15 protein-coding genes are annotated in these 20,470 nt (G+C 69.8%); 10 read left to right on the forward strand and 5 right to left on the reverse strand.

Annotated features, from left to right (window positions below; all coding sequences use genetic code 11):
* The first annotated feature begins 80 nt into the window (after positions 1–80).
* From ngcE to ACZ58N_RS32295, 3 genes are read left to right on the forward strand one after another with little or no spacing between them, the layout of a single operon-like run.
* Positions 81–1,532 (forward strand): N-acetylglucosamine/diacetylchitobiose ABC transporter substrate-binding protein, encoded by a 1,452-nt coding sequence (ngcE, locus tag ACZ58N_RS32285; protein WP_471167156.1) that lies wholly within the window; start codon positions 81–83, stop codon positions 1,530–1,532.
* 43 nt (positions 1,533–1,575) lie between these two features.
* The gene (locus ACZ58N_RS32290; RefSeq protein WP_471167159.1) at positions 1,576–2,520 is read left to right on the forward strand and encodes a carbohydrate ABC transporter permease; all 945 of its coding nucleotides are present in this window, start codon (positions 1,576–1,578) and stop codon (positions 2,518–2,520) included.
* 12 nt (positions 2,521–2,532) lie between these two features.
* Positions 2,533–3,459, forward strand: coding sequence for a carbohydrate ABC transporter permease (locus ACZ58N_RS32295; protein ID WP_471167161.1), 927 nt, complete (start codon positions 2,533–2,535; stop codon positions 3,457–3,459).
* 7 nt (positions 3,460–3,466) lie between these two features.
* Here the strand turns inward: ACZ58N_RS32295 and ACZ58N_RS32300 are convergent, their stop codons facing one another.
* The gene (locus tag ACZ58N_RS32300; RefSeq protein WP_471167163.1) at positions 3,467–4,189 is read right to left on the reverse strand and encodes an MgtC/SapB family protein; all 723 of its coding nucleotides are present in this window, start codon (positions 4,187–4,189) and stop codon (positions 3,467–3,469) included.
* 31 nt (positions 4,190–4,220) lie between these two features.
* Positions 4,221–6,941 (reverse strand): magnesium-translocating P-type ATPase, encoded by a 2,721-nt coding sequence (mgtA, locus tag ACZ58N_RS32305; protein ID WP_471167165.1) that lies wholly within the window; start codon positions 6,939–6,941, stop codon positions 4,221–4,223.
* A gap of 575 nt (positions 6,942–7,516) precedes the next feature.
* Between mgtA and ACZ58N_RS32310 the strand changes: the two genes are divergently transcribed.
* The 6 genes from ACZ58N_RS32310 (at position 7,517) to ACZ58N_RS32335 (ending at position 16,053) form a co-directional block, all read left to right on the forward strand.
* The gene (locus ACZ58N_RS32310) at positions 7,517–8,731 is read left to right on the forward strand and encodes an ROK family transcriptional regulator (protein ID WP_471167167.1); all 1,215 of its coding nucleotides are present in this window, start codon (positions 7,517–7,519) and stop codon (positions 8,729–8,731) included.
* Between the two features lie 118 nt (positions 8,732–8,849).
* Positions 8,850–9,959: a sugar ABC transporter substrate-binding protein gene (locus ACZ58N_RS32315; RefSeq protein ID WP_471167170.1), complete on the forward strand. Its 1,110-nt coding sequence runs from the start codon at positions 8,850–8,852 to the stop codon at positions 9,957–9,959.
* Between the two features lie 196 nt (positions 9,960–10,155).
* The gene (locus ACZ58N_RS32320) at positions 10,156–10,944 is read left to right on the forward strand and encodes an ATP-binding cassette domain-containing protein (protein WP_389701611.1); all 789 of its coding nucleotides are present in this window, start codon (positions 10,156–10,158) and stop codon (positions 10,942–10,944) included.
* Between the two features lie 26 nt (positions 10,945–10,970).
* Positions 10,971–12,251, forward strand: a complete 1,281-nt coding sequence (locus ACZ58N_RS32325) for a sugar ABC transporter permease (RefSeq protein WP_471167332.1) — start codon at positions 10,971–10,973, stop codon at positions 12,249–12,251.
* A 252-nt stretch (positions 12,252–12,503) separates the two neighbouring features.
* The gene (gene dxs, locus ACZ58N_RS32330; protein WP_281206068.1) at positions 12,504–14,420 is read left to right on the forward strand and encodes a 1-deoxy-D-xylulose-5-phosphate synthase; all 1,917 of its coding nucleotides are present in this window, start codon (positions 12,504–12,506) and stop codon (positions 14,418–14,420) included.
* 130 nt (positions 14,421–14,550) lie between these two features.
* Positions 14,551–16,053 carry an amino acid permease gene (locus ACZ58N_RS32335; protein ID WP_471167174.1) on the forward strand — a complete coding sequence of 501 codons (1,503 nt, stop codon included), beginning with the start codon at positions 14,551–14,553 and terminating at the stop codon, positions 16,051–16,053.
* Between the two features lie 46 nt (positions 16,054–16,099).
* Here ACZ58N_RS32335 and ACZ58N_RS32340 read toward each other — a convergent pair whose 3' ends face one another.
* Positions 16,100–17,242: an LCP family protein gene (locus ACZ58N_RS32340; protein ID WP_471167177.1), complete on the reverse strand. Its 1,143-nt coding sequence runs from the start codon at positions 17,240–17,242 to the stop codon at positions 16,100–16,102.
* A gap of 134 nt (positions 17,243–17,376) precedes the next feature.
* Here ACZ58N_RS32340 and ACZ58N_RS32345 point away from each other — a divergent pair, with 134 nt between their 5' ends.
* Positions 17,377–18,516 carry a PLL family lectin gene (locus ACZ58N_RS32345; protein WP_471167179.1) on the forward strand — a complete coding sequence of 380 codons (1,140 nt, stop codon included), beginning with the start codon at positions 17,377–17,379 and terminating at the stop codon, positions 18,514–18,516.
* Here ACZ58N_RS32345 and ACZ58N_RS32350 read toward each other — a convergent pair.
* Both ACZ58N_RS32350 and ACZ58N_RS32355 read right to left on the reverse strand, forming a co-directional pair.
* Positions 18,490–19,551: a hypothetical protein gene (locus ACZ58N_RS32350; protein ID WP_471167182.1), complete on the reverse strand. Its 1,062-nt coding sequence runs from the start codon at positions 19,549–19,551 to the stop codon at positions 18,490–18,492. The genes ACZ58N_RS32345 and ACZ58N_RS32350 overlap by 27 nt on opposite strands.
* A complete protein-coding gene (locus ACZ58N_RS32355; RefSeq protein WP_471167185.1) occupies positions 19,548–20,468 on the reverse strand; it encodes an N-acetylneuraminate synthase family protein in 921 nt (306 codons plus the stop codon). Before ACZ58N_RS32355 ends, ACZ58N_RS32350 begins: the two co-directional genes overlap by 4 nt.
* Positions 20,469–20,470 lie beyond the last annotated feature (2 nt).

Raw genomic sequence — 20,470 nt, forward strand, 5'->3', positions numbered from 1 at the left:
CCTGCGGTGATGCCGCATGCACGGGAACTGCCGTGTCTTCCCGCCTCCTTCACACTCCTGACGAAGGCGAGGACTTGAGCATGGGATCCACCTCCGCCCACGGCGAGAACAGCACCGGTGAGGGCCTCGGCCGCCGGGACCTGATCAAGCGCTCCGCGGCACTCGGCCTGATCGCCGTCCCGACGATGAGCTTCCTGTCCGCCTGCGCCTCCGGCGGCGAGGCGGCCCCGAAGGGCAACGAGTCCAAGGCCGCCACCTCCCCCGAGAACCCGTTCGGCGTCGCCAAGGGCGGCAAGCTGGAGGTGGTCGTATTCAAGGGCGGGTTCGGTGACGACTACGCCAAGGCCTGGGAGGCCGCCTTCGACAAGAAGTGGGGCACCACCAGCTCCCACCTCGGCACCCAGGAGATCACGGCCAAGCTCCAGCCCCGCTTCAACGGCGGCAACCCGCCGGACGTCGTCGACGACGCCGGCGCCCAGCAGATCAAGCTGGACGTGCTCTTCAAGGGCGGCCAGCTCGCCGACCTCACACAGGTGCTCGACGCCCCCTCGCTCGACGACCCCGCCAAGAAGGTGCGCGACACCCTCATCAAGGGCACGATCGAACAGGGCACCCAGGGCGGCAAGTTCGTCGCCCTGAACTACGTCTACACCGTCTTCGGCCTCTGGTACTCCGGCAAGCTCTTCAAGGAGAAGGGCTGGACGGCGCCGAAGACCTGGGACGAGTTCCTCGCGGTCTGCACGAAGGCCAAGGAGGCCGGCATCGGCGGCCTCGCCCACCAGGGCAAGTACCCGTACTACATCAACGTCGTCATCATGGACCTGATCGCCAAGAAGGGCGGTCTGGAGGCCATGAAGGCCATCGACAACCTGGAGCCGAACGCCTTCGAGGGCAACCCGGCGGCCCTGGCCGCGGTCGAGGCGGTCTACGAGGTCGTCGAGAAGGGCCTCCTGATGCCCGGCACCAACGGCCTCACCCACACGGAGTCCCAGACCGCCTGGAACCAGTACAAGGCCGCCTTCATCCCCTCCGGTTCCTGGCTGGAGAACGAGCAGCTGAAGCAGACCCCGGAGGACTTCGACATGAAGTTCCTGCCGATGCCCGTACTGGCCGACAGCAAGCTCCCCTTCGAGGCCATCCGGGCCGGCGCCGGCGAGCCCTTCATCGTCCCCGAGAAGGCCGCCAACAAGGCCGGCGGCCTGGAGTTCCTGCGCTCGATGCTGTCCCGCGAATGGTCGACGATCTTCGCCCAGCAGGCCAACTCGCTCACCGTCGTCAAGGACGGCGTCGACCCGAACGTCAAGCTGCGGCCCGGCACCCAGTCCGCGGTCGAGGCCCTCAAGGGCGCGGGGGACAACACCTTCAACTACCTGTACACCGAGTGGTACAGCGAGATGGGCACCGAGATCGAGAACGCGTCCAACGAGCTGATGGCCCAGCGCATCCAGCCCAAGGAATGGATCAAGCGGGCCCAGGCCGCGGTCGACAAGGCGGCCAAGGACCCGAACGCCAAGAACAACAAGCGCAGCTGACCCCGCGTCCACCGGGCACCCGGAACCATCAGGGACGGACACCATGAGCCAAGTAGCCACGAGCAAGGGACGGGGCGGCTTCATCGCCGGATTCCTCATCCTGCCCCTCGCGCTGTACCTGACCTTCGTCATCTGGCCGTACATCCAGACGTTCGGCTATTCCTTCACCAACTGGTCGGGCCAGTCACCGACGTTCGAGCTCGTCGGGCTGGACAACTACGCGGCGCTGATGAAGGACCAGGTCTTCCTCGGGGCCCTGTGGCACAACCTGCTGCTCCTGGTGTTCGTCCCCACGGTCACCATCCTGCTCGCCCTCTTCTTCGCCTTCATGGTGAACGCCGGAGGGCGCAGCGGGGCCGGTGGCGTCCGGGGTGTGCGCGGATCGGCCTTCTACAAGATCGTCTACTTCTTCCCGCAGGTCCTTTCCCTCGCGATCCTCGCGGTGCTGTTCGGCGCCGTGTACCGCAGCGACGAGGGCGGCCTGTTGAACGGCTTCCTCACCAGGATCGGGGTCGTCGACCCGGCCCACCCCGTCGAATGGCTCAACGAACCCGACCTGGTGCTCTGGTGCCTGCTGCTCGTGGTCGTGTGGCACGGCGTCGGCTTCTACCTGGTCCTCTTCTCGGCGGCCATGCAGTCCGTCCCGAGGGACATCTACGAGGCCGCCCTGCTGGACGGCGCCGGCCGCGCCCAGACCTTCGTGAAGGTCACGCTGCCGCTCCTCTGGGACTCCGTCCAGACCTCGGCGGTCTACCTGGGCATCGCCGCGATGGACATGTTCGTCCTCGTGTCGACCATGACCTCGGGCCAGTTCGGCGGCGGACCGGACCACCACAGCGAGGTCATGGCCACGGTCCTGATGCGCAACTTCCTCTACTTCGGCAAGAGCGGATACGCCTGCGCCATGGGCGTGGTCATGCTGATCCTGACCCTGATCCTTTCCCTTGTCACGCTGCGCGCCACCCGCCGCGAGCGCATCGAGTTCTGAGCGGGAGACACGATGACCACAGTGATCAAGGCCCCCGGTGAGGCCGCGGCCGAGAAGTCCGGCGGCAGCGGCCGTCCCAAGGGGGGCGGGAGCCGCACCTCCGACGGCATGGTGCTCAACGTCTTCTCGCACGGCTTCCTGGCCGTCTGGGCGATACTGATCGTCCTGCCGCTGCTCTGGCTGACGCTCGGGTCCTTCAAGACGGACGCCCAGATCGGCGGATCGGCCCTCAGTTGGCCCTCGAACTGGAACTTCGACGCCTTCGGGCGGGCCTGGGACAAGGGCATCGGCGACTACTTCGCCAACACCCTCATCGTGATGGTGTTCTCGGTGCCGCTCACCATGCTGTTGGGTTCCATGGCGGCGTACGTCCTGGCCCGGTACCCCTTCAAGGGCAACCGGATCATCTACTACTTCTTCGTCAGCGGGGCGATGTTCCCGGTGTTCCTGGCGCTCGTCCCGCTGTTCTTCATGGTCAAGCGCCTCGACATGCTGAACAGCTACCAGGGCCTGATCCTGGTCTACGTCGCCTACTCGATGCCGTTCACCGTCTTCTTCATGCACTCCTTCTTCCGCACCCTGCCGACGGCGGTGCACGAGGCGGCGGTGATCGACGGGGCCTCCGACACCCGGATCTTCTTCCAGGTGATGCTGCCGATGGCCAAGCCCGGCCTGATCAGCGTGGGGATATTCAATGTCCTGGGCCAGTGGAACCAGTACATCCTGCCCTCCGTGCTGATGCAGCCCCAGAGCGGATCGGACCCCGAGCGGTACATGCTCACCCAGGGCCTGATCCAACTCCAGTACCAGATGGGGTACGAGACGGACCTGCCGGTGCTGTTCGCCGGCGTGACCATCGCGATGATCCCGATGCTGGTGGTCTACCTGTCCTTCCAGCGCCAGATCCAGGCGGGCCTGACCTCCGCGACCCTCAAGTAGCGCCGGATCACGCCCGGTCCGGCAGGACCGACCAACTGACCGCCGAGACCGCGGGGTCGAGCGAGAGGCTGCTGACGGCCTCCTCCAGCGTCCGCCCCTGCGTCCCCTCGGCGGTCAGCAGCGCCGATACGGTGACCAGCCCGCCGGCCGGCCCGTCCTGGCTGCGGATCTCCCGCAGCTGGTACCCGGGCCGGCCCAGCGCGTCCACCACCCGGTGGCGGATACGGGCCTCCTCCGCCTCCGGGCACACCGCCTCGAAGTGGTAGTCGGACGCCACCTCCGCCCCGCCGCGCGGCTCCCTGTCCAGGCGCCGGCCCAGCGGGCGCAGCAGGAGGTTGGTCCCCACCACGCCCGCCGTGCCGAAGGCCGCCAGGACGAAGAGGCCGACCCCCGCCAGGCAGCCCACGGCCGCCGAGCACCAGAGGGTGGCGGCCGTGTTCAGGCCCCGCACACCGAGCCCGTCCCGCATGATCACTCCGGCGCCGAGGAAGCCGATCCCGGAGACGACCTGGGCGGCGACCCGGGATCCGTCGTAGTTCACCTCGGAGACGGTCCCGAGGAACCCGTACTGCGAGAGCAGCACGAACAGCGCGGCCCCACCCGCCACCAGGGCGTTCGTACGCAGCCCTGCCAGCCGGGCCCGCCATTGCCGCTCCAGGCCGATCAGCGCTCCGAAACCGAGCGCGGCTCCGAGGTGCCCGGCCATCCCCCATTCGCTGAGCAGGGTCATCGGCCCTCCTCCTTCCCACCGTCGGGTGTTCCTAGAGCCAGGTGCCGAAGCGGCGGATGTAGCGCGTCTTCACGAACTGGGTGAGCGTGCAGTAGGCGAGCAGCACGCCGATCAGCCACGGGAAGTAGCTCGCCGGCAGGGCCACGAACCCCAGGGAGGAGGCCAGCGGCGAGAACGGCAGCCACAGGCCGGTGAGCACCGCGAGGACCGTCATCACCATCACCGGCCACGAGGCGCGGGACTGGAAGAAGGGGATCCTGCGGGTGCGGATCATGTGGACGACCAGGGTCTGCGAGAGCAGGCCCTCGACGAACCACCCGGACTGGAAGAGCGCCTGGTGCGCCTCGCTGTTCGCGGCGAACACGTTCCACATGATCACGAACATGGCGATGTCGAAGATCGAGCTGATGGGGCCGATGGTGACCATGAAACGGAAGATGCCCTTGGCGTCCCAGTTGCGGGGCTTGCGCAGGTACTCCGCGTCCATCCGGTCCCAGGGGGTCGCCAGCTGCGAGATGTCGTAGACCAGGTTCTGGACCAGCAACATGATCGCGAGCATCGGCTGGAACGGGATGAACGCGCTCGCCACCAGCACCGAGAAGACGTTGCCGAAGTTCGACGACGCGGTCATCTTGATGTACTTGATCGTGTTGCCGAAGGTGGTCCGACCCTGGACGACCCCCTGCTCCAGGACCGTCAGGTCCTTCTCCAGCAGGATGATGTCCGCCGACTCCTTGGCGATGTCCACCGCGGTGTCGACCGAGATGCCGACGTCGGCGTCCCGCAGGGCGGCCGCGTCGTTGATCCCGTCCCCGAGGAAACCCACGGTGTGCCCCTCGGCCTGGAGGGCCCGCACGATGCGGGCCTTCTGGACGGGGTTGGCCTTGGCGAAGACCGTCGTGCGGGCGGCCAGCGCGCGCAGCGCCGCGTCGTCGAGGGCGTCCACCTCGGAGCCCGGGACCACGTGTCCCACCTCGATGCCGACCTCGGCGCAGACGCGGGCCGCGACGAGCTCGTTGTCCCCGGTGACCACCTTGACCGCGATGCCCTTGTCGCGGAGGCCCGTCAGGGCCGCGGCGGCGGAGGCCTTCGGCGGGTCGAGGAAGGCGAGGAAACCGACCAGGGTCAGCCCGTCCTCGTCCGCGACGGTGTAGGTGTCGCGCGGTCGGGCGACGGTGCGGGTGGCGACGGCGAGGACCCGAAGTCCACGCCGGTTGTTGTCCTCGGCGATCCGGGCCACCCGCCGGCGAAGCTCCGCCGTCAGTTCGGTGCGCCCGCCGCGGTCCGCCATGTGGGTGCACAGCCCGAGGACCTCCTCGACGGCACCCTTGGTGATCATCACGTGTTCGGCGCGGGCGGGGCCGGCCGCGAGGCCGTTGCGGTTCAGGACCACCGTCATCCGGCGTCGGGCGAAGTCGAAGGGGATCTCGTCGACCATCGAGAACCGTGCGTCGACGACAACCTCCTCGGCCTCGTCCACGCGGTCGATGACGGCCCGGTCCATGAGGTTCCGCAGGCCCGTCTGGAAGTGGGCGTTGAGGTAGCCGTACTCCAGGACCTCGGTGTCCTCGTCGCCGTGGACGTCGAGGTAGCGGTCCAGGACGATCCGGTCCTCGGTCAGGGTGCCGGTCTTGTCCGTGCACAGGACGTCCATCGCGCCCAGGTTCTGGATCGCGTTGAGCCGCTTGACGACCACCTTGCGGCGGGACATCGCGACCGCGCCGCGGGCCAGGTTCGCGGAGACCACCATCGGCAGCATCTCGGGGGTCAGTCCCACCGCGACGGCGATACCGAAGAGGAAGGCCTCGTTCCAGTCGCCCTTGGTCAGGCCGTTGATCATGAAGACGACCGGGACCATCACCAGCATGAAGCGGATCAGCAGGAAGCTGACCTTGCGCACCCCGGTGTCGAAGTTGGTCTGCGGACGCGCGCCGACGAGCGAGCCGGCCATGGAGCCGAACCAGGTGTCGGCCCCGGTGGCGACGACGACGCCGGTCGCGGTCCCGGACGTGACCGAGGTCCCCATCAGGCAGAGGTTGTCGGCCTCGACGGGGTCGTCGACGGTCACCGTGCCCGGGTCGTCCGCCCGGATGTCGGCCTTGGCCACCGGCAGCGACTCCCCGGACAGCGCGGCCTGGGAGACCATCAGGTCCTTGGCGGCGACGAGCCGCAGGTCGGCCGGGATCAGGTCGCCCGCGGCCAGCTTCACGAGGTCACCCGGGACCACCCGGTCCATGGGCACCTCGAACGTGGTCGGCGCGGAGCCGCCGCCGGCCCGGCGCTGGACCGCGCAGGTCGTGGTGACGAGCTGCTTCAGGGCGTCGGCCGCGCGGCCCGAGCGGAACTCCTGCCAGAAGCGGAGCAGTCCGCTGATCCCCACCATCACGGCGAGGATCACGACGCCCGGGTCGGCCGGGTCCTGCCAGAACATGACGGCGGCGAGGAAGACCAGGACGCCGATGAAGGGGTTCCCGTACGCCTTCGCGAGCTGGACCCACCAGCGGGGGGCGCGCTCCCGGGCCACGACGTTGGCGCCGTGCCGCTCCAGGCGGAGCGCGGCCTCGGCGTGGGTGAGACCGACGCGGGAGGTGTCCAGGTCCTGGAGGACCTGGACACCCGTGCGGGCTCCGAGCGCGGTGAGGCGCTCGCCGACGAGGCGGGTTGCGGCCTCCGACTCGGCGGCCCTGCGCTCGCGGCGGCTGCGGCCCGGCGGTGCGAGCTTCGTGGGGGTACGAGGGGTGAGCATGGTCATGACGAATACCTCCCTCCACGGTGTCCGGGCAGCACGGAGCCGCACGGGCACGTGGAGTGATCACAGGTCGGCGCGGAGTGGCCATGAAGGGGCCCGGCGCGCCGGTGGGCATGGATGACGCGGCCCCGGCACGGGAGGTGCGGGGCGTGCGGAAGGAAGGGAGCGGTGCCTCAATGGAAGGGGCACGGGTGCGCCGGGGGCGCCGCCGTGATCATCCGATGGAGGGTCGGCCGATCGGAAGGGTCAGCCGAGCAGGGCACTGCGAGGACTTCGATCGGGACTCATCCCGAACACCTCCTCGCGTAGCGCCGTCATGGTGGGCGCCCGATCCGGCCGGAAAGGCCGCAGAGGACCGGCGCCTCAGCGACCGTAACACGATCCGGGAGGTACCCGATCATCCTTTTGGTCACCGGTGTCCTTTTCGTGCTGCGTCAGCCTCTTGACGTGTGGAGGCCCAAAGGCTCGACTTAAGGTTCACAAGTTGGAGAGACGCCGGAGTCTCGGAGCGCTCAGCCGCGACGGCCGGCCAGGGGGGCGACGGCTCGCCGTCGCTTATGGGCAGGAGTGGATGAGTCGTGCAGACTCCCGGATCGCAGTCCTCGCTGCATCGCGCGAATCTGGAACGGGTCGTGCGGGCCGTGCGGCTCGCCGGTTCGCTGACCCAGGCGGAGATCGCCCGTGCCACCGGACTGTCGGCGGCCACGGTCTCCAACATCGTCCGCGAGCTCAAGGAGGCCGGGACCGTCGAGGTCATCGACACCTCGGCCGGCGGCCGCCGGGCCCGCAGCGTCTCGCTCAGCGGCGATGCGGGCATCGTGATCGGCGTCGACTTCGGCCACACCCACCTGCGGGTGGCCGTCGGCAACCTCGCGCACCAGGTGTTGGCGGAGGAGTCCGAGCCGCTCGACGTGGACGCGTCCTGGGTGGACGGTTTCGACCGGGCGGAGGCGCTGGTGGGGCGGCTGATCGAGGGCGTCGGCGTGGGCCGGGACAAGGTCATCGGTGTGGGTCTCGGCGTGCCCGGCCCCATCGACGTGGAGTCCGGAACGCTGGGCTCCACCGCCATCCTGCCGGGCTGGGCCGGGATCAATCCGCGCCAGGAGCTCTCGCAGCGACTCGGCGTGCCGGTCTACGTGGACAACGACGCGAACCTCGGCGCACTCGGCGAGTTGGTCTGGGGGAGCGGCCGGGGGGTCAAGGACCTGGCCTACATCAAGGTGGCCAGCGGTGTCGGCGCGGGCCTGGTGATCAACGGCCAGATCTACCGGGGCCCCGGCGGCACGGCCGGCGAGATCGGGCACATCACCCTCGACGAGTCGGGCCCCGTCTGCCGCTGCGGCAACCGGGGTTGCCTGGAGACCTTCGCGGCGGCCCGCTACGTGTTGCCGCTCCTGGAGAGCAGCCACGGACCGGACCTGACGATGGAGCGGGTGGTCGAACTGGCCCGCGACGGGGACCCGGGCTGCCGTCGGGTCGTCACCGACGTCGGTCGGCACATCGGCAGCGGCGTGGCCAGCCTGTGCAACCTCCTGAACCCGAGCCGCGTGGTGCTCGGCGGCTCGCTCGCGGAGGCCGGGGAACTGGTCCTGACGCCCATTCGTGAGTCCGTGGGGCGGTACGCGATCCCCAGCGCGGCCCGGCAGTTGTCGGTCCTCACGGGGTCGCTGGGGGGCCGCGCCGAGGTGCTCGGCGCCTTGGCCCTCGTCCTCAGCGAGATGGGCGATTCGACGCTTTTGGCGGAAAATGGTCTCGGGGTGAGGGCACCCGCCGTCATGTCTTCAGTTAGATAACGGATGGCACCGTTGTCATCTCGTTAAGGATTCACTCCTTGACGACAAACTCGCGGCCGGGGTTGACTCACATCCACCTCGGCCGCGGTGTTGCGGCCTCGTCAGGGAGGTTCAAGTAATGAACACGCGTATGCGTAGAGCCGCCGTAGCCGTCGCCGCCGGTGCCATGGCCGTTTCGCTGGCCGCCTGTGGAAGCGCCAAGGAGGCCGGCGACGGCCCGAAGGACTCCGCCGCCGTCGGTGACGCGATCAAGATCGGTCTGCTCCTGCCGGAGAACCAGACCGCTCGCTACGAGAAGTTCGACAAGCCGCTGATCGAGAAGAAGATCGCGGACCTCACCGGCGGCAAGGCCGAGGTCGTCTACGCCAACGCCAAGCAGGACGCGACCACGCAGAACTCCCAGGTCGAGACGATGATCACCAACAAGGTGAACGCGCTGATCATCGACGCGGTCGACGCCAAGGCCATCGCGGGTTCGGTCAAGAAGGCCAAGGACGCCGGCATTCCGGTCGTCGCCTACGACCGCCTCGCCGAGGGCCCGATCGACGCCTACACCTCCTTCGACAACGAAGAAGTCGGCAAGGTCCAGGGCAAGGCCCTGCTGGAGGCGCTGGGCGACAAGGCCAAGGACGGCCAGATCGTCATGATGAACGGCTCCGTGACCGACCCGAACGCCGCGCTGTTCAAGAAGGGCGCCCACTCCGTCCTCGACGGCAAGGTGAACATCGGCAAGGAGTACGACACCAAGGAGTGGAAGCCGGAGAACGCCAACACCAACATGGCGGGCGCGCTCTCGGCCCTCGGCAAGGACAAGGTCGTCGGCGTGTACTCCGCCAACGACGGCATGGCCGGCGGCATCATCACCGCCCTCAAGGCGGCCGGCCTGTCCCCCCTGCCCCCGGTCACGGGCCAGGACGCCGAACTCGCCGGTGTGCAGCGGATCGTGTCGGGCGAGCAGTTCATGAGCGTCTACAAGCCGTACGCCCCCGAGGCCGCGGCCGCCGCCGAGATGGCCGTCGCCCTCGCCAAGGGCGAGAAGATCGACGGGATCATCAACCAGAAGGTCGACAGCCCGACCTCCAAGGGTGTTCCGTCCGTCCTCATCCCGGTCGTCTCGCTGACGAAGGACAACATCAAGGACACCGTCGTCAAGGACGGCGTCTACACGGTCGAAGAGATCTGCGCCGACAAGTACGCGGCCGCCTGCGCCACCCTCGGCCTCAAGTAGGCCCCGTCGCCCCAGGCTCAGGCCGGGGCGGCCCCCCGCGCCTGCCCGGCGCCCCGCCCCAACTTCCCGCCACCTGCGGGGCGCCGGGCAGAAACGTTCTTGCACCACCCCCGCCCCCACGACCCCCGTGTCGTTCCCCATCCGCCCCGCTCCTGCTCTTTTGCACGACATCCCCGCCGGTCAGGCGGCGAAGGAGATGGTTCATGTGTCCGCTGCGCCCGTGCTGGCGTTGCGAGGGGTTTCGAAGAGGTTCGGTGCCGTCCAGGCCCTGACCGACGTAGAACTCGAAATCCACTCCGGTGAGGTGGTCGCCCTCGTCGGCGACAACGGCGCCGGCAAGTCCACGCTGGTCAAGACGATCGCCGGCGTGCACCCCATCGATGACGGCGTCATCGAGTGGCAGGGCCGCCCGGTCTCCATCAACAAGCCCCACGACGCCCAGAACCTGGGCATCGCGACGGTCTACCAGGACCTCGCGCTGTGCGACAACATCGACGTCGTCGGCAACCTCTTCCTGGGTCGCGAGCTCAAGCGCTTCGGCGTCCTCGACGAGGTGGAGATGGAGCGCCGCGCCCGCGAGCTCCTCACCACCCTGTCCATCCGGATCCCCAGTGTCCGGATCCCCATCGCCTCGCTCTCGGGCGGGCAGCGCCAGACCGTGGCCATCGCCCGCTCGATGCTGGGCGAGCCCCAGCTCGTCATCCTCGACGAGCCCACGGCGGCCCTCGGCGTCGAGCAGACCGCACAGGTCCTCGACCTCGTGGAGCGGCTGCGGGAGCGCGGCCACGCCGTCATCCTCATCAGCCACAACATGGCCGATGTGAAGGCCGTCGCCAACAAGGTGGCGGTCCTGCGACTGGGTCGGAACAACGGTGTCTTCGACGTCGCCGACACCTCGCAGGAAGAGATCATCTCCGCCATCACCGGAGCCACGGACAACGCCGTGACCCGCCGGGCGGCCCGCACCGGGGAGGCCCGCAAGTGAGCACCCAGAATCCCGCCGCCGATCCCCTGGGCAAGGGGCCGGCAGGGCACGTCGACCCGGTCAACCCGGCCGCCGCGACGGACGCCATCCCCGCCGTGGACCCCCGACTGCTGGTGCGCGAACAGGGCCTCTCCGGGTACCTGAGCGAGTTCGGCCGCAAGATGAAGGCGGGCGACCTGGGCTCCATCCCGGTCGTCCTCGGCCTGATCATCATCTGGAGCATCTTCCAGGGCCTCAACTCGAACTTCCTCTCCCCGGAGAACCTCACCAACATCGCGATCACCATGGTCGCGACGGGCATGATGGCCGTCGGCATCATCTTCGTCCTGCTGCTCGGCGAGATCGACCTCTCGGTCGGCTCCGTCAGCGGCGTCTCGGGCGCGATCGTCGCCGTCCTCTCCGTCACCCACGGGGTGAACGAGTGGCTCGCGATCCTCGCGGCCGTCGTCGGCGGCGCCCTCATCGGCGCGATCCACGGCTTCTTCTTCGCCCGGATCGGCGCCCCCGCCTTCGCCGTCACCCTGTCGGGCCTGCTGTTCTGGTCCGGCGCGATGCTGCAGATCCTCGGCAGCAACGGCACGATCAACCTCGACTCCGACGGCGTGGTCGGCAAGCTCACGACGTACTTCTTCTCGGACGTCGCCGCCGGGTACGGCCTCGCGGCGGTCGCGGTGGCCGGGTACTTCCTGGCCACCTTCCTCGACAACCGTCGCAGGGAGGCCGCCGGGGTTCCCTCGCGGCCGCTCACCGAGATCCTGCTGCGCACCGGCGTGCTCGCCGTCTTCACCTTCGGCCCCGCCGCCGTGTTCAACCAGTACAAGGGCCTGCCGCTCGCGGTCGTGCTCTTCGTCCTGGCCCTGGCCGGTACGGACTTCCTGCTGCGTCGCACCTCCTTCGGCCGGAACGTCTTCGCGCTCGGCGGCAGCGTCGAGGCGTCCCGCCGCGCGGGCATCAACGTCAACGGGATCCGCATCACGGTCTTCGCGATCGCGGGCACCTTCGCCGCCATCGGCGGACTCTTCTGGGCCTCCAAGATCGCGGCCGCCAACCAGAGCGCCGGCGCCGGTGACCTGCTGATGAACGTGATCGCGGCGGCCGTCATCGGCGGCACCAGCCTCTTCGGCGGCCGGGGCCGGACCTGGAACGCCCTCCTCGGCGTCATGGTCATCACCTCCATCCAGTACGGTCTGGCCCTGGAGGGGATCGCGACGCCGATCCAGTACATGATCACCGGTGCGGTCCTGCTCGCCACGGTGGTCATCGACTCGGTCACCCGCAAGACCCAGAAGACGGCCGGACGCGCCTGACCGCGCGCCCGGGGGCGTCCCCAGGCGGTAAGACCCGTCACAGTGCCCGGTGCCACCTCGTGTGGCGCCGGGCACCTGTGCGTACATGTGTGCGCACAGGTGTACGGGTATGAGCCCGTTTGGGATGTGTGATTACGCGACGGGGTGTACAGGTATGACAAAGGCGTGACCTTCCGGGTACCGCCCGATGACCGCCCTCGCGAGCGGAACATTAGACTCGACAGACCAGCAAGCAACTGCAAGGAGGCACGGGTGCTGCTGACCCGCATCAAGGGACCGCGCGATCTGGACCGGCTCAGCCAGGAGGAGCTCGACCAGCTCGCCGCAGAGATCAGGTCCTTCCTCGTCGACGCCGTCTCCAAGACCGGCGGGCACCTCGGCCCCAACCTGGGGGTGGTCGAACTGACGATCGCCCTGCACCGGGTCTTCGAGTCCCCGAAGGACAAGGTCCTCTTCGACACCGGGCACCAGGCCTACGTGCACAAGCTGCTCACCGGCCGCCAGGACTTCTCCGACCTGCGCTCCAAGGGCGGCCTGTCCGGCTACCCCTCGCGCGCCGAGTCCGACCACGACATCATCGAGAACTCCCACGCCTCCACGGTGCTGGGCTGGGCCGACGGTCTCGCCAAGGCCAACGAGGTCCTCGGCCGCGAGGACCACCACGTCGCTGCCGTCATCGGCGACGGCGCGCTGACCGGCGGCATGGCCTGGGAGGCGCTGAACAACATCGCCGCCGCCAAGGACCGCCCGCTCGTCATCGTCGTGAACGACAACGAGCGCTCGTACGGCCCGACCATCGGCGGCCTCGCGAACCACCTGGCCACCCTGCGCACCACGGACGGCTACGAGCGCTTCCTGGCCCGCGGCAAGGACCTCCTGGAGCGCACCCCGGTCGTCGGGAAGCCCCTCTACGAGACCCTCCACGGCGCCAAGAAGGGCCTCAAGGACTTCATCGCGCCGCAGGGCATGTTCGAGGACCTGGGCCTGAAGTACATCGGGCCGATCGACGGCCACGACATCGAGGCCCTGGAGTCCGCCCTCACGCGCGCCAAGCGCTTCAGCGGCCCGGTCATCGTGCACTGCCTCACCCAGAAGGGCCGCGGCTACACCCCGGCCCTGGAACACGAGGCGGACCGCTTCCACGCGGTCGGCGTGATCCACCCGGACACCGGCCTGCCGGTGAAGACCGCCGCCGCCAGTTGGACCTCCGTCTTCGCCGACGAGATGGTCAAGCTCGGCCACGACCGCCCCGACGTCGTCGGCATCACCGCCGCGATGCTGCACCCGGTCGGCCTGAACAAGTTCGCCGAGGCCTTCCCGAACCGCATCTACGACGTCGGCATCGCGGAGCAGCACGGCGCCACCTCGGCCGCCGGCCTCGCCACCGGCGGCGTCCACCCGGTCTTCGCCGTCTACGCGACCTTCCTCAACCGTGCCTTCGACCAGGTCCTGATGGACGTGGCCCTGCACAAGTGCGGGGTCACCTTCGTCCTGGACCGGGCCGGCGTCACCGGCGACGACGGCGCCTCCCACAACGGCATGTGGGACATGTCCATCCTCCAGGTGGTCCCCGGGCTGCGCCTGGCCGCACCCCGTGACGCGGAGCAGCTGCGGGCCCAGCTCCGCGAGGCGGTCGAGGTCAAGGACGCTCCGACGGTCGTGCGGTACTCCAAGGGCGTCGTCGGCCCGGCCGTGCCGGCCGTCGGCCGCATCGGCGGCATGGACGTGCTGCGCACCCCGGCCGCCGACGTCACCCGTCCGGACGTACTCATCGTCTCGGTCGGCGCGCTCGCCCCGATGTGCCTGGAGATCGCCGACCTGCTCGACAAGCAGGGCATCACCTCGACCGTCGTCGACCCCCGCTGGGTCAAGCCGGTGGACGAGGCCTTGGCCCCGCTCGCGGACGGCCACCGCGTCGTCGTCACCGTCGAGGACAACGGCCGCACCGGCGGGGTCGGCGCAGCCGTCTCGCAAGCACTGCGCGACGCCGGGGTCGACGTCCCGCTGCGCGACTTCGGCATCCCGCAGCGCTTCCTCGACCACGCCCTGCGCAAGGAGATCATGGCCGAAATCGGCCTGACCGCTCCGGACATCGCACGTCAGGTCACGGGGCTCGTCGCGAAGCTGGACGGCCGCTACGACAGCGAGCAGGCCGCCACCGTCGACTAGTCGACGCCGGGCCACCCGCCCGGATCACGCGCGGTTGCACGTCACGGGCCGGGAGATCACCCTTGGAGGGTGGGCCTCCCGGCCCGTTCGCGTCCGCGTGCTGCGTACGCCACCTTTCGGAGGTGCGTCGGTGAGTACGGATCTGAACAGTCCTTTCCGCACCAAATCGGTCGAGCAGTCGATCCGTGACACGGAGGAGCCGGAACACGCGCTCCGCAAATCGCTCTCGGCCTGGGACCTGACGGTCTTCGGCGTCGGCGTCATCATCGGCACCGGCATCTTCGTCCTCACGGGCATCGCCGCCCGGAACAACGCCGGACCCGCCACCGCCCTCGCCTTCGTGGCGGCGGGCGTCGTCTGCGCCCTCGCGGCCCTGTGCTACGCCGAGTTCGCCTCGACCGTGCCGGTGGCCGGCTCGGCGTACACCTTCGCGTACGCCTCCATCGGCGAGCTGCCCGCCTGGATCATCGGCTGGGACCTGGTGCTGGAGTTCGCGCTCGGCACCGCCGTGGTGGCGGTCGGTTGGTCCGGGTACGTACGCCACCTCATGGAGACCAACCTCGGCTGGGAGATGCCGGCCGCGTTGTCCGGGCCGGACGCCGGCGGCACCTTCGACCTGCTGGCGTTCCTGCTGATCCTCGTGCTGACCGCGGTCCTCGTCATCGGGACGAAGCTGTCGGCCCGGCTCACCGCGATCGTCGTCGCCATCAAGGTGACCGTGGTGATGCTCGTCATCATCGCCGGCCTGTTCTTCATCAAGGCCGACAACTACTCCCCGTTCATCCCACCGGCCCAGCCGCAGGAGGCCGGCGGCGGCATCCACGCGCCGCTGGTCCAGCTGCTCTTCGGGTACGCGCCCACCAACTTCGGCGTCATGGGCATCTTCACGGCCGCCTCGCTGATCTTCTTCGCGTTCATCGGCTTCGACGTCGTGGCGACCGCGGCCGAGGAGACCAAGAACCCACAACGGGACATGCCGCGCGGCATCCTCGGCTCGCTGATCATCTGTACGGTGCTCTACGTCGCCGTCACGCTGGTGGTCACCGGCATGCAGAAATACACGGAGATGTCACCGACCGCGCCACTGGCCGAGGCCTTCAAATCGGTGAACCAACCGTTCTTCGCCGGCGCCATCAGCCTCGGCGCGTCCGTCGGGTTGATCACCGTGTGCATGATCCTGCTCCTCGGGCAGACCCGCGTGTTCTTCGCGATGAGCCGTGACGGCCTGCTGCCCCGGGTCTTCTCGGTCACCCACCCCAAGTACCGCACGCCCTACCGGGCGACGATCCTGCTCGGTGTCCTCATCGCGGTCCTCGCGGGCTTCACCAGCCTGGAGAAGCTCGCGGAACTCGTGAACATCGGCACCCTGTTCGCCTTCGTGATCGTCGCCCTCGGCGTGATCATCCTGCGCCGGACCCGGCCCGACCTGCACCGGGCGTTCCGCACCCCGTGGGTGCCGTTCATCCCGATCGTGTCGATCGCGGCCTCGCTCTGGCTGATGCTCAACCTGCCGGCCGAGACCTGGATCCGATTCGGGATCTGGATGGCGATCGGCGTGGTCGTCTACTTCCTCTACGGGCGCGGCCACAGCCGCCTCGGCCGCGGCGAGGTGGGCCCGCGCACGGACCGCTAGACGGGAGACCGCCGGACCGGGGCCCGCGGCCGGTACGGCCGCGCGGCTACGAGGAGGGCGACGGCTTGGGCGCCGGGGACTTGGCGGCCTGGCCGCCGCCCTTCGCGGGTGAGTCCTTGGCCGCCGCGGGCACCTTCTGGTCGGTGCGCAGCGCGTCCCACAGCTGGGAGGCCTGGGGTTCGGCGACGACCACCCGGTTGCGGTCCACCTTGTCGTAGGCCACGGGCAGCATGATGGTCTCCATCGTCGCCGGGTCCACGCCCTTCATGCTCTGCGCGAAGTCGGACAGCGCGGTGAGCGAGGCCAGGTCGGAGTCGGTGGTCAGCGACTTGGTGCCGGCGTCCGCGAGCTTGTAGAGGCGCGCGGGGTTGCCGAGGGCGTCCTGCTTCTTGATCTCGGACAGCATGGCGAGCATGAACTGCTGCTGGAGGCCTATCCGTCCGAGGTCGCTGCCGTCGCCGTAGCCGTAGCGGGTGCGGACGAACTTCAGGGAGGCGGTGCCGTCCAGCCGGTGCGTGCCCGCGTCCAGCTTGAGCCCGCCCTTCGCACCGGTCATCGGCTGGTCGAGGGTGACGGTGACCCCGCCGAGGGCGTCCACGAGACCCTTGAAGCCGGCGAAGTCCACCTCGACGAAGTGGTCCACGCGGATCCCGGACATCTGCTCGACGGTCTTCACCACGCAGGCCGGGCCGGCCAGCGTGTACACGGAGTTGAACATGACCCGGTTCGCGGCGGAGACGGCCTTGCCGTCCTTGTCCTTGCATTCGGGCCGGGAGATCAGGGTGTCGCGGGGGATGCTCACCGCGGTGGCCCTGGCCCGGCCCTCGGGTATGTGCACCAGCATCGCGGTGTCGGAGCGGGCGCCGCTGACATCGCCGTGGTCGAGGTCGCCGTTGGCGCCGGCCCGTGAGTCGGAGCCGAGCACCAGGACGTTCTGCGCGTTCTTCACGACCTTCGGCGGCCGGTTGTCGGTGCCGATCGCCTGGTTGAGGTCGACACTGTCGATGTTCCCGTTCAGGTGGCTGTACACCCACCAGCCGGTGCCGGCCGCGCCGAGGACCACCGCGGCCGCGCTCCAGGCCAGCACCCGCCGGATCCGGCTGCCGCGCGAACGGGGCGGGCGGGGCGCACGCCGGGAGGTCGACGGGCCCTCCTGGAGCGTCGTCGTGGCGGTGCTGTCTGAAGTCATGCCCGGTGACCGGCCTTCCGAACGGGATGCGGGGGATGTAGCGGGCTACAAGATAAGCGCAGGGAGGGCCCGCAAGAGCCCCGGGGTATCCTCAATTTGTTCGAATGGCGAAGGGGAAAGGTTGCTGGCGGGCCATGGCGACGCGATCCACGCGCAAGGCGCGCAAACCCGCTGCCGACACCGCCCGCCCGGAGGCCGCCCGCGCACCCGCGGGTGACTGGGAATCCGTCGCCCTGGGCCCTCTGACCGGCCGCTGGTTGCTGGCGGGCCGCGACGGACGCCTCACCGCCTACGCGCGCACCGAGGGCGGCCTGCTGCGCTGGACCGAGCGGGCGCCCGGCGGTCCCGACTGGAGCGGCCCCGACCTGTTCCCCGCACCGGACCTGACCGATCTCGCGGTGGGCCAGGGGCCCGACGGGTACGCCCACTTCGTGGGCAGGCGCCGCCGCCGGTCACCGGACGGTGAGCGTGTCACCGTCACCTACCACCACGCGGTGCAGTACCAGACCGGCCGTCCGCCGGCGCCGTGGCAGGACCTCGGCACCCTCTACCGGAAGCCGGAGATGTCCCACCGGGGCGGCCCGCCGGCCGTCGCCGTCGACGCCCGGGGCGGGGCCCACGTCTTCGTGCGCAACGCGGGCCGGGGCATCCACATGAAGTGCCAGGGCGCGAAGGGCGACTGGGGCGACTGGGAGGACCTGCACGGCAGCAAGGCCTTCGAGGGGATCAGCGCCGCCTCCACCGCCGACGGCCGGGTCGGGCTCGCCGCACCCGGCGAGAAGGGGATCTCCCTCTGGACCCGGCGCGCCCCCGGCGCCTCCGTGGACAGGGGCGAGGACCTTCCGTTCCTCGCCCAGGACGGATCGCCGGTCGCCCTCGAAACGGCACCCGGACGGCTCACCCACTTCTGGCACGCGGCCGACGGCAGCGGCGTCCTCGCCCACCGCGAGGGCGCCGGCGCGCACGCCCTCGGTGGTGGCCCCGCCTCCGGGGCCGTCGCCGCGACCCGCGCCGTGGTCGACGGCCACGACTGCACCGTACTGGCCCTGCGGACCGTCGGCGGCCGTACGGCCCTGGCCGCCTACCCCACCGAGCACGAGGACGCAGGCCTCTGGTGGACGGAGATCGGGGAGGAGGGGCTGGCGTCCCCGGCCCTCGCCCTCGACGCGTACGGCCGGGTGGTCGTGGCCTCGCTCAGCGCCCGGGGCGAGCTGCTCGTCAACCGGCAGAAGGACGGGGCCGCCCTCTCACTGGGGCGTTGGCAGCGGTTCTGAGGGGCGTCGGCCGCGCCCCTGGGGCGGGATCCTCGCCAGCCCGTGGCGGTGCACGGCCTGGGCGGAGATCCTCCGCAGGAAGTCCACCGACCGCTCCGCCGTGTCCGGTGTGATCCAGGCGTCGTCGAGCTCGCACAGCTCCACCCGCACCGGCGAACCGCCGAGCACGATGGGCAGGGTGTAGGCGACGGTGGACGCGAAGGTCAGCACGGACAGACCGATGGGTTCGGTCAACGCGGTGAGTTCCAGCGGTAGTTCGGGGTGGACGATCTCCATGCCGGTGGCGCCGGCGATCCGGTCCAGCTTCCGCCGGCTCTCCCTGCGGTGCGCCAGGTACCGGGTCGCCCGGCGGCTGTCGGCGATCCAGCCGACCGCCTCGACGTACCGGTCCTCGTCGATGACGCCGGTCTCCACGAGGGAGCTGCCCGCGAGGTCGGCCCCGGGGAGCACGCGCACCGGCCCGAAGCTCTCCCGGCACCACGCGTACGTGTTGGCGCGGACCTCGGTGCCCGGCGGGGCCTGCACCGGCATGCAGGTGAAGAAGGTGGCGCGGGCCAGTTCCTCGCGGGCGAGCCAGCGGCTCACCGGGCCCGCCTTGGCGGACGGTCTCACCTCGCCCTGGTGCCAGCGGGTCAACCGATGCCCGGACGCCAGCAGGCCGACCAGTTCCGTGGTGGCCGTACCGTCGTCCACCACGACCACCTCGCGGGCCTTGGAGCGCGGCAGCAGCAGCTGGATCGTCCGGGAGAACAGGTCGCCGATCACGAGGCGTTCGGCGGCCGAGACCGCCCGGCCGAGGCGGACCAGTTCCTGGGCCCGCTCCAGGTACCCGGCGCGGACCTCGTAGCGCCGCCACGCCACCCCGGCCCGCGCGGCGTGCCGGCACAGCCGGCGGACCTGTTCGCGTGAGCGCGGATCCGTCGGCTGCAGGACGGCGACGGTGAGGGACGCTGCCTCGCCCGGGTGGACGTGGGCCCACTCCAGGACGTTCAGTAGTTGAGCCGGGCTCTCCACCAGGGCGAGGGTGCCGCTCATGCCGAGGCCGTCACGCCCTCGACGGCGAGGGCGCCCGGGACGCGGCGGAGCTTCTTCATCGGGGCGAGTTCGGAGTCGTAGACGCGCTTGACTCCGTCGCCGAGGGCGGTCTCGATGGTGCGGATGTCGCGGACGAGGCGGGTGAGGCCGCCGGGTTCGACGGAGGCGGCCTGGTCGGAGCCCCACATGGCCCGGTCGAGGGTGATGTGCCGTTCGACGGCGCAGGCGCCCATGGCCACGGCGGCCACGGTGGTCTGGAGGCCGGTCTCATGGCCGGAATAGCCGACGGGGACGTTCGGGTAGGCCGCCTCCAGGCTCTGGATGACCCGCAGGTTCAGCTCCTCGGCCTTGGCCGGGTACGTCGAGGTGGCGTGCAGCAGGACGATGTTCTCGCTGCCCAGCACCTCCACGGCGTGCCGGATCTGCTGGGGCGTGGACATGCCGGTGGACAGGATGATGGTCCTGCCCGTGGCGCGCAGGGCGAGGAGCAGTTCGTCGTCGGTGAGGGACGCGGAGGCCACCTTGTGGGCGGGGACGTCGAACTTCTCCAGGAAGGCGACGGCCTCGGTGTCCCACGGGGAGGCGAACCAGTCGATGCCGCGCTCGGCGCAGCGCGCGTCGATGGCGAGGTACTCGGCCTCGCCGAACTCGACGCGGTGGCGGTAGTCGATGTACGTCATCCGGCCCCAGGGCGTGTCCCGTTCGATGTCCCACTGGTCGCGGGGGGTGCATATCTCGGGGGTGCGCTTCTGGAACTTCACCGCGTCACAGCCCGCGTCGGCGGCCGCGTCGACGAGCGCCAGTGCGTGCGCGAGCTCGCCGTTGTGGTTGATCCCGATCTCGCCGATCACATAGGTGGGCCGGCCCGCGCCGACCTCCTTGTTCCCGATCCGGCGGATGCGGCTGCTGTGTACCACTG

The sequence above is a fragment of the Streptomyces sp. NPDC040432 genome (assembly GCF_055595445.1).

What these genes read in the sequence shown, in the direction of transcription:
- mgtA (WP_471167165.1), bottom strand. Translation starts at nt 6,941, where the DNA reads ATGACCATGCTCACCCCTCGTACCCCCACGAAGCTCGCACCGCCGGGC.
- ACZ58N_RS32300 (WP_471167163.1), bottom strand. Translation starts at nt 4,189, where the DNA reads ATGACCCTGCTCAGCGAATGGGGGATGGCCGGGCACCTCGGAGCCGCG.
- ACZ58N_RS32340 (WP_471167177.1), bottom strand. Translation starts at nt 17,242, where the DNA reads ATGACTTCAGACAGCACCGCCACGACGACGCTCCAGGAGGGCCCGTCG.
- ACZ58N_RS32295 (WP_471167161.1), top strand. Translation starts at nt 2,533, where the DNA reads ATGACCACAGTGATCAAGGCCCCCGGTGAGGCCGCGGCCGAGAAGTCC.
- ACZ58N_RS32345 (WP_471167179.1), top strand. Translation starts at nt 17,377, where the DNA reads ATGGCGACGCGATCCACGCGCAAGGCGCGCAAACCCGCTGCCGACACC.
- ACZ58N_RS32320 (WP_389701611.1), top strand. Translation starts at nt 10,156, where the DNA reads ATGGTTCATGTGTCCGCTGCGCCCGTGCTGGCGTTGCGAGGGGTTTCG.
- ngcE (WP_471167156.1), top strand. Translation starts at nt 81, where the DNA reads ATGGGATCCACCTCCGCCCACGGCGAGAACAGCACCGGTGAGGGCCTC.
- ACZ58N_RS32315 (WP_471167170.1), top strand. Translation starts at nt 8,850, where the DNA reads ATGAACACGCGTATGCGTAGAGCCGCCGTAGCCGTCGCCGCCGGTGCC.
- ACZ58N_RS32290 (WP_471167159.1), top strand. Translation starts at nt 1,576, where the DNA reads ATGAGCCAAGTAGCCACGAGCAAGGGACGGGGCGGCTTCATCGCCGGA.
- ACZ58N_RS32350 (WP_471167182.1), bottom strand. Translation starts at nt 19,551, where the DNA reads ATGAGCGGCACCCTCGCCCTGGTGGAGAGCCCGGCTCAACTACTGAAC.